At 62.3% G+C, this 8734-nt stretch carries 6 protein-coding genes; 5 read left to right on the plus strand and 1 reads right to left on the minus strand.

Annotated features, from left to right (window positions below; genetic code table 11):
* Window positions 1–780 precede the first annotated feature (780 nt).
* Window positions 781–1824, minus strand: coding sequence for an AraC family transcriptional regulator (locus tag SOP85_RS30235; protein WP_323609372.1), 1044 nt, complete (start codon window positions 1822–1824; stop codon window positions 781–783).
* A 353-nt stretch (window positions 1825–2177) separates the two neighbouring features.
* Here SOP85_RS30235 and SOP85_RS30240 point away from each other — a divergent pair, with 353 nt between their 5' ends.
* The 5 genes from SOP85_RS30240 to SOP85_RS30260 all read left to right on the plus strand — a co-directional run.
* Window positions 2178–2744 (plus strand): RBBP9/YdeN family alpha/beta hydrolase, encoded by a 567-nt coding sequence (locus SOP85_RS30240; RefSeq protein WP_274077795.1) that lies wholly within the window; start codon window positions 2178–2180, stop codon window positions 2742–2744.
* 123 nt (window positions 2745–2867) lie between these two features.
* The gene (locus tag SOP85_RS30245) at window positions 2868–4871 is read left to right on the plus strand and encodes a DUF1302 domain-containing protein (protein WP_274077796.1); all 2004 of its coding nucleotides are present in this window, start codon (window positions 2868–2870) and stop codon (window positions 4869–4871) included.
* A 41-nt stretch (window positions 4872–4912) separates the two neighbouring features.
* Entirely contained in the window at window positions 4913–6271 is a 1359-nt protein-coding gene (locus SOP85_RS30250) for a DUF1329 domain-containing protein (RefSeq protein ID WP_274077797.1), read from the plus strand.
* Between the two features lie 182 nt (window positions 6272–6453).
* On the plus strand, window positions 6454–7530 hold the full coding sequence (locus SOP85_RS30255) for a WD40/YVTN/BNR-like repeat-containing protein (protein WP_323629311.1): 1077 nt from the start codon (window positions 6454–6456) through the stop codon (window positions 7528–7530).
* A gap of 31 nt (window positions 7531–7561) precedes the next feature.
* A partial coding sequence (locus SOP85_RS30260) for an efflux RND transporter permease subunit (protein ID WP_442967960.1) occupies window positions 7562–8734 on the plus strand: 1173 nt, incomplete at its 3' end.

Raw genomic sequence — 8734 nt, forward strand, 5'->3', positions numbered from 1 at the left:
TTTCCAATTTTGGCCAGAAGCCGAAGACGGCTTCCACGAATAGGCCTTATACATAGATGCAACGGGGCGACGGTTTTTTAAAAGCGGGTAGACAGTGGGGGCGAGTCCATACATAGGAGCTGGCTTGTCGGGTCGCCGCATCGCAGCGATGGTCGTCAACGATGACGCGCGCTGTCTGAATGAATGCGTTGTCCAGACGTTTTTCGCGAGCAAGCTCGCTCCCACAGTAGATCGGGTACGGCCGTGGGAGATGGGTCAGCTTTGAGGCCGCCATCGCCGGCAAGCCGGGCTCCTACAGTGGATCGGGTAGGTCCGCGAGTGATGGGTCGGCTGTCAGGCCGCCTTCGCCGGCAAGCCGGCTCCTACAGTAGATCGGGTAGGGCCAAGAGTGATGGGTTGGCTTTGAGGCCGCCATCGCCGGCAAGCCGGCTCCTACAGTGGATCGGGTAGGGCCGCGAGTGATGGGTTGGCTGTCAGGCCGCCATCGCCGGCAAGCCGGCTCCTACAGTGGATCGGGTAGGGCCGCGAGTGATGGGTTGGCTGTCAGGCCGCCATCGCTGGCAAGCCGGCTCCTGCAGTAGATCGGGTAGGGCCGCGAGAGATGGGGTGGCTGTGAGGCCGCCTTCGCCGGCAAGCCGGCTCCTACAGTAGATCGGGTGCGGCCGGGGGAGATGGGGTGGCTTTGAGGCCGTCATCGCCGGCAGGCCGGCTCCCACAGTTGATTGGGTACGGGCGTGAGTGATGGGTCGACGGTCACGCCGGTTTTTTTGCGCCGCGATATCAGGAGATCTTGGGTGGGACAGCATCCGCCGGAGCTTTTGCCGAACCCTGCTTCTGCGCTCGCCACGCCGCCGGCGGCATGCCGAACTGGCTGATGAACCAGCGGGTAAACGAACTCGCCATCGCATACCCGAGCATGTCGGCGATCCTTCCCAGCGAGTAGTTCGGATTCTCCAGATAACGCAGCACCAAATCCCGGCGCACATCATTGATCAGGTCGTTGAAAGCACAACCATCGTCCTTGAGACGACGTTGCAGGGTGCGCACGTTCATGCCCTGGCTCTGGGCGATCTGCTCGATGGTGGCGCGGCCCATGGGTAGCAGCAGGTAGATGGCCTTGCGCACTTCGAACAGCATCGACGTGCTTTCGGTGCTTTGCAACGAGTCGAGGTAGCTCTGGGCGTAGCGGGCCATGGCCGGGTCGGCATTGGGGTTGGTCATGTCCAGGTTGGCGCCTGCGCAGACGATGCCGTTGAACTCGCTGCCGAACTCCAGGGTGCAGCCGAACAGGCGCCGGTGCAGCTGCACGTTGTCGGGGGCCTGGTGGGTGAAATTGACGCTGTAGGGATGCCAGTGGGCGCCGAGCAGGGCGGCGCACAGGCGGAACATCACGCCGATGGCAAGCTCGGTGGCCTGGCGGCTGGCCATCGGCGATTCGGTGACCACCTCTTCGCGAATGATCACCATCTTGCCGGCTTCTTCGATGAAGATCGCCAGCGAATCGTTCATCAAGTGCCGGTAATGCACCACCACCTGCAAGGCATCGCGCAGCGTGCGCTGATGGCTGAGCAGCAGGGCGACCACGCCGAAATCCGAGAGCTGGCGTGACTCGGCCATGCTCAAGCCGAACGTCTGGCAACCGCTGGCGGCGGCCGAATCCTCCAGCAGGCGTACGGCGGCATCGATGGGGATGCGGTGCCCGGGGGCTTGCAGCTGGGCCTTGGTCAAGCCGACGCCGGCCAGTACATCGTGCGGGTTGAAACCCAGGTATTGAGTGACCTCAAGGTAGTTGGTCAAGACGGCGGCGCGAACAAGCTTGGGCATTCGAAGGTCTTTCCTTAGCCAATTGCGATCAATTGAACCTGGCGACTATATCCAGCACATCAGCACTTGAACAGTTGTGCGATTGACGACAGTGCACGCCCGATTCTGCCCGGCCGACAACCGTTACTGAAGGGCGGTCGACGCTCCCCATTGATTACAGTGACCCGCAGCGATCCCGTGGGGTTATTCGACCAGCGGTCAGGAGCATCCGGTGGCGAAAAAACCTGTCATCAAATGAAAAGTGCCTGACGTCCAATGAAAAGCGCCAGGGGGGGGCGATCTTTAATGTCAGTCCTACAAAAAGCCCCTGGCCACAGAGCCAGTCGAGTCATCGAGAAAGCGTAGGTGTTGAATTGAACAAACTGCAAACCGCCGCAACCGTTCTGATCGTACCGGGCCTGCGCGAGCACGTTGCCGAACATTGGCAAACGCTGCTTGAAGCCAGGCTGGAAAAGGTACGCAGTGTGCCGCCACTGGAAACCGACAAGCTCGATTGCAATGCCCGCGTCCGGGCGATCCAGCACCAGCTGGAACAGATCGACGGGCCGGTCATCCTGGTCGCCCACAGCGCCGGTGTGCTGATGGTCGCCCACTGGGCTGCGCAATTCAGTCGTCCGATCAAGGGCGCCCTGCTGGCCGCGCCACCGGATCTCGAGGCCGCCTGGCCCGCCAACTATCCATCCCCTGAAACCCTGCGCAGCAGCGGTTGGGATCCTCTGCCAACCGGGCCGTTGCCATTCCGTAGCCTGGTGGCCGCCAGCACCAACGATCACCTGGCCAGCCTGGACGCCGCCACTAGACTTGCCCAAGGCTGGGGCGCCGAATTGCTCAATCTGGGCGATGTCGGCCACCTCAATCCGGCGGCGGGTTTCGGTCACTGGCCTGAGGCTGAAGCACTCATCCTCGAGCTGGACCGCTAGTACAGGAGCCGGTCGGGCCGCATCCCGACCAGCACTCGCCCTCATCCCTGAACACGCAGGCCCCACCGGGTCGCGCGAGGGCTGCTGCGCTTAAAACAAATACAAAAAGGCGGAGACAACGCAATGCACAACAATAAGAATCACGGCTTCACCACCGCACGCTACACCTTGTTGGCCTCGGCCATCCTGGCCGCCATGATGCCGGCCGCCCATGGCGCAGAAATCGAGACCGGTAACCCGGACTGGAACGTTCGCCTGGACAACACCATCAAGTACAACTATGGCGTGCGCACCGAAAGTGCCGACAAGCGCATGTTGGGCACTCCGAACAACAACGACGGCGACTACAACTTCCGCAAGTCCGGCACCAACATCACCAACCGTGTCGACCTGCTGACCGAGATGGACGTGGTCTATCAGAACCACATGGGCTTCCGTGTCAGCGCCGCCACCTGGTACGACAAGGCCTACGATAACACCGGTTCGAACTCCAACCCGTTCGTCAACGGCAACGGTTCGACCTCGGGCCTGATCGCCAACGACCCGCGCCTGGCCGGGGTCACCAACGACAACGTCGGCAATGGCAGCCCGCACCTGAGCAACTACGCCCAGCGCTACTACAGCGGCCCGTCCGGCGAAATCCTCGACGCCTTCGTGTTCTACAGCACCGAAGTGGGCGAAGAGTCGATGCTCAGCGTCAAGGCTGGTCAGCACAACGTGTTCTGGGGCGAGACCATTCTCAATCCGGTGCATTCGATCAGCTACGGCCAGTCCGGCCTCGACCTGGCCAAGCTCGCCGCGTCGCCGGGCACTGAAGCCAAGGAACTGTTCGTCCCGCGCAACCAGCTGTCGATGACCTTCACCGTCAATCCGGAATTGACCGTGGGCGCCCAGTACTTCCTCGATTGGGACGCCGCACGCCTGCCGGAAGCCGGCACCTACTACGGCGGTTCCGACCTGGTCGGTTTTGGTGCGCAGTCGTTCCTGTTGGGCAACACCAACGCCGTGGTCCCGGGCAGCCCGCTGGGCTGTGGCCTGGCGCCGTGCAACGGCTTGACCAACGTGCGTCGCGGGCATGACCTGACGCCGGACAAGCGTGGCGATTGGGGCATCATGGCCAAGTGGTCGCCGGCCTGGCTGGATGGCACCCTCGGTGTCTACTACCGCGAAACCTCGGAAATCCTGCCGCAAGCCTGGCTGGATGCTCGCGGCCTGAGTTCGGCCAACGCCAACGGCACCCGTCCGGCCGGCCAGGTACCCGCGGTGATCAACACCCTCAACTCGCTGAGCACCGCCACCTATCAAATGGCCTATGCCGACAACGTCAAGATCGTCGGCCTGAGCCTGTCCAAGGACGTGGGCGGTGTGAGCGTGGGCTCGGACCTCAACGTTCGGCACAACATGCCGCTGGCCAGTATTCCGGCGGTCGTCAGCACCAACAGTCCGCTGGGCCTGGGCCAGGGTCTTGGCCTTTTGCCTGCGCGCACGCCCGGCACCGGCATCGTCTATGACACCCCGGAAAAGGGCGACAGCATGGCCGCCACCGGCGACACCCTGCACTGGACGCTCAACGGCCTGATGACCATGCCGAAAACCCCCGTGTTCGATTCGGCGACCCTGCTCGCCGAGTTGTACTACAGCAACTTGCTCAAGCTCGATAGCAAGAACGAGGCGCTCTACAAAGGCAAGGATACCTATCGCGGCATCGACCAGCCGACCCGGGACAACTGGGGTATCGCGGTGAACTTCACACCGACCTGGTACCAGGTGTTTCCCGGTGTCGACCTCAACGCGCCGATGTCCATCAACCTCGGTCTCGACGGCGTGTCACCGGTCTCCGGTGGCGGTGCCAAGGATACCGGTAACTACGCAGTCGGCCTCGGGGCCGTTGTGTACAACAAATACTTTGTCGACCTGAAGTACGTGGATTCTTTCGGCAAAGCCGACAAGTGCAATGTCAGTGGTGTGAGTACCGGCCCCAACGGAGGTGACGGCGCTGCGCCGAACGCCTTCAGCGGTAACGAAAACTACGCCTGCTACGCCGGTGGCTACTCAGCCTTTTCCGGTGGTGGTGCAACGACTGAGGACCGTGGCGCCGTTTACCTGACGATGAAAACCACTTTTTGATTCACCACTGATTTGCTCAACGCAAGCAGGAGAATAACAACATGAAATTCGTCAAAACCGTGTTGGCCGCTTCGCTGGCCATGGTCCTTGCCGCCCAGGTACAGGCCGCTGTTTCAACCCAGGACGCTGCCAAGCTGGGCACCAGCCTGACCCTGGTGGGCGCCGAGAAGGCCGGGAACGCTGATGGTTCCATTCCGGCCTACAACGGTGGCCTGACCACGCCGCCAGCCAGCTTCAAATCCGGCGACAGCATGCGCCCGGACCCGTTCGCCAGTGAAAAACCCTTGCTGGTGATCGACGGCAAGAACGTCGATCAGTACAAGGGCATGCTCACCGCCACCACCGTGGAACTGGCCAAGCGCTTCCCGACGTTCCGTGTCGATGTGTTCCCGACCCACCGCACCGTGTCGCTGCCCAAGGCGATCCTCGATAACGGCGTGAAGAACGCCAGCGGCGCCAAGTCCCTCGAAGGCGGCTTGGCCATCGACAACGTGCTGCCGGGCGTACCGTTCCCGATCCCGCAGTCGGGCAACGAAGCGATGTGGAACTTCCTGTTGCGTTACCAGGGCGTGAGCATCAACTCCAAGTACGACTCCTGGAACGTTGACTCCGCCGGCGTACCAAGCCTGGCCACCACCGGGCAGGCGTTCATTTCCTACCCGATCTACGAAAACCTCGCGCAGCCGATCAGCAGCGCCGACGTTTACTACCAGATGAAGCTGTCGTACACCGGCCCCGCGCGTCGCGCCGGCGAAGCGGTGATGCTCAAGGACGCCGCCAACCCGCTGACCCAACCACGCCGTGCCTGGCAATACCTGCCTGGCCAGCGTCGGGTGAAACTGGCACCGAACCTGGCGTACGACACGCCTAACCCGGGCACTGCCGGTGCGGGCACTTACGATGACGTATTCGTGTTCAACGGTGCGCTGGATCGCTACGACTGGAAGCTCGTGGGCAAGCAGGAAATGATCGTGCCCTACAACACCTACAAGCTGACCTACGTCCAGGATCCGAAGTCGATCACCACACCGAATCACCTGGCACCGGAGTTCGTTCGCTGGGAAAAACACCGCGTGTGGGTCGTCGAAGGTACCCTCAAGTCGGGCGCCCGGCACATCTATGCCAAGCGTCGCTTCTACCTCGACGAAGACAGCTGGACCGCTCTGGCCTCGGATCAATATGACGCCCGTGGTCAGCTCTATCGCGGTTCCTTCGCCTTCCTCAGCCAGAGCTATGACAAGCAGATCCCGGACTCCACGCCGTTCATGATCTACGACCTGGTCGGTGGTTCCTACAACATCAACGGTGTAGTCGGCCCTTACGGCGGCATCAAGTACATCGATCCGCTCTCCAAGGCCCAGTGGTCTTCGGAATCCCTGGCCGGCAGCGGCATTCGCTAAACCAACCGCAAGCAGACGCTCGCACGATCCACTGTGGGAGCGAGCGCCTGCTCGCGATGGACCTGAGGGCGACGCGGGCATCCAGACAGCACGCGTAATCGTTAACGTCCATCGCGAGCAGGCTCGCTCCACATGAGCTGCACGGCGCGAGGTGTGGCGCGGTTTTCCGAAGAGGACGCGGTATGTGTTCGTATAAAAATAATATGTTGAAGCTGGCGTTTGGCATTGCGCTCTGCCTGTCGCAGGGCGTCAGCCACGCGGCCGATTACGTCGACGTGCTGGACCTGCCTGCCAAGGTCAGCGCCTTGGCCATCAAGAGTCCTCTGTCCGGCATGGCCCGCGCCGGTGAGCGCGTGATCGCCGTTGGCCAACGCGGTCATATCCTGTTTTCCGATGATTCCGGTCAGCACTGGCAACAGGCCGCCGTGCCGGTCAGTGCCGACCTCACCGCCGTGAGTTTCCCGACCGACAGCCAGGGCTGGGCGGTGGGCAATGACGGCGTGGTATTGCACAGCAGCGACGCTGGCGTGACCTGGAACAAACAACTCGACGGCCGCCAGATCGGCGATCTGCTGGTCAAGCATTACACGGCGTTGGCCAGTGCCGAACCGGGCAATGAACAATGGCCGCTGCTGGTCGCCGAAGGCCAGCGCCTGGTGGAGCAGGGCGCCGACAAACCGTTGCTCGATGTGTGGTTCGCCAATGACAAAACCGGCTATGTGGTCGGCGTGTTCAACCTGATCCTGCGCACTGACGATGGTGGCCAGAGCTGGACGCCGTTCCAGGATCGCACCGACAACCCGCAAGGCTTCCACCTCAATGCCATCGCCTCCACCGGCGATGCGCTGTACATCGCCGGTGAGCAAGGCCTGTTGCTCAAGTGGGATGAAAACAGCCAACGCTTCGCCGCCGTGCCGACGCCTTACCAAGGCAGCTTCTTCGGCGTGGTCGGCAAGCCTGGCGAAGTGCTGGTCTACGGCCTGCGCGGCAACGTGCTGCGCAGCACCGACGGCGGGCAGAACTGGACCGCACTGGACAGTGGCCTGCACGTCAGCATCACCGCCGGCCTCATCGATGCCCGTGGCAATTACCGCCTGTTCACCCAGGGCGGCCAGATGCTGGTCAGCCAGGGCACTGGCGCGCAATTGCATTTGGTGCAGCAACCGGCACGTACCCCGGTCGCCGGTGCCACCCAGTCCGCCACTGGCGCGTTGGTGGTAGCAGGTAGCCGTGGTGCACAGGCACTGTCCGTCGATTAAGACCTCGAAAATTCAGAGCGAGAACCCAGACATGGGCAATATCAAACAAGACGCCATGCCGGTGATCCGCGAGCTGCGTGATTTCGACCGCCGCTCCGGCAACCTGCTCGAACGGCTGGTGTTCAACTATCGGCCGCTGTTCATGCTGCTCATGGCCCTGGCCACCGTGGTCCTGGGCTTCATGGCCGTGACCCGCCTGGAGCTGCGTCCCAGCTTCGAGAAGATGATTCCGCAGAGCCAGCCGTACATCCAGAATTTCCTCGAGAACCGCGCTTCGCTGCGCGGCCTGGGCAACTCGGTGCGGGTGGTGGTCGAGAACACCCAGGGCGATATCTTCGACCCTGAGTATCTGGACGTGCTCAAGCAGGTCAACGACCAGTTGTTCCTCACCGAAGGCGTCGACCGTGCGTGGATGAAATCCCTGTGGAGCCCGGCGGTGCGCTGGACGGAAGTCACCGAGGAAGGTTTCCAGGGTGGCCCGGTGATGCCTGATACCTACTCGGGGCAGCCTGAACAGATCGAGCAACTGCGCCAGAACATCTCCCGCGCCGGCATCGTCGGCAGTCTGGTGGCCAGCGATTTCAAGTCGACCATGCTGATCGTGCCGCTGCTGGACAAGGCCGCCGCCGGTGGCCAGCGCATCGACTACCACGCCTTTTCGCAGATGCTCGAAGAGCAGTTGCGCGACAAGATCGAATACGCTGGCGACAGCGCCGCACGCAAGTCCGGTGTTGAGGGCAAGGGCCACTACAAGGTCCGGGTCATCGGTTTTGCCAAGCTGATGGGCGACCTGATCGACGGCCTGATCCAGGTGATGATGTTTTTCGGCCTGGCCGTTGTCACTTCGCTGGTCATCATCTATGCCTACACCCGTTGCGTGCGCAGCACCTTGCTGGTGGTCGGCTGCTCGTTGATCGCGGTGGTCTGGCAACTGGGTATCGTCGCCTGGCTGGGCTACGCCATCGACCCGTATTCGGTGCTGGTACCGTTTTTGATCTTCGCCATCGGCGTGTCCCACGCGGCGCAGAAGATGAACGGGATCATGCAGGACATCGCCCGTGGCACGCATAAACTGATCGCCGCGCGCTACACCTTCCGCCGTCTGTTCATCGCCGGCGTCACCGCGCTGCTGGCGGACGCGGTGGGCTTCGCCGTGTTGATGCTGATCGACATTCCGGTGATCCAGGACCTGGCGATCACCGCC

Origin of the sequence: Pseudomonas sp. YuFO20 (assembly GCF_035064975.1) — a bacterium.
Classification (GTDB): Bacteria; Pseudomonadota; Gammaproteobacteria; order Pseudomonadales; family Pseudomonadaceae; genus Aquipseudomonas; species Aquipseudomonas putida_AE.

Bases quoted from the DNA above. Each gene is read 5' to 3' on its own strand.
- SOP85_RS30245 (WP_274077796.1), top strand. From the start codon at position 2,868: ATGCACAACAATAAGAATCACGGCTTCACCACCGCACGCTACACCTTG.
- SOP85_RS30250 (WP_274077797.1), top strand. From the start codon at position 4,913: ATGAAATTCGTCAAAACCGTGTTGGCCGCTTCGCTGGCCATGGTCCTT.
- SOP85_RS30255 (WP_323629311.1), top strand. From the start codon at position 6,454: ATGTGTTCGTATAAAAATAATATGTTGAAGCTGGCGTTTGGCATTGCG.
- SOP85_RS30235 (WP_323609372.1), bottom strand. From the start codon at position 1,824: ATGCCCAAGCTTGTTCGCGCCGCCGTCTTGACCAACTACCTTGAGGTC.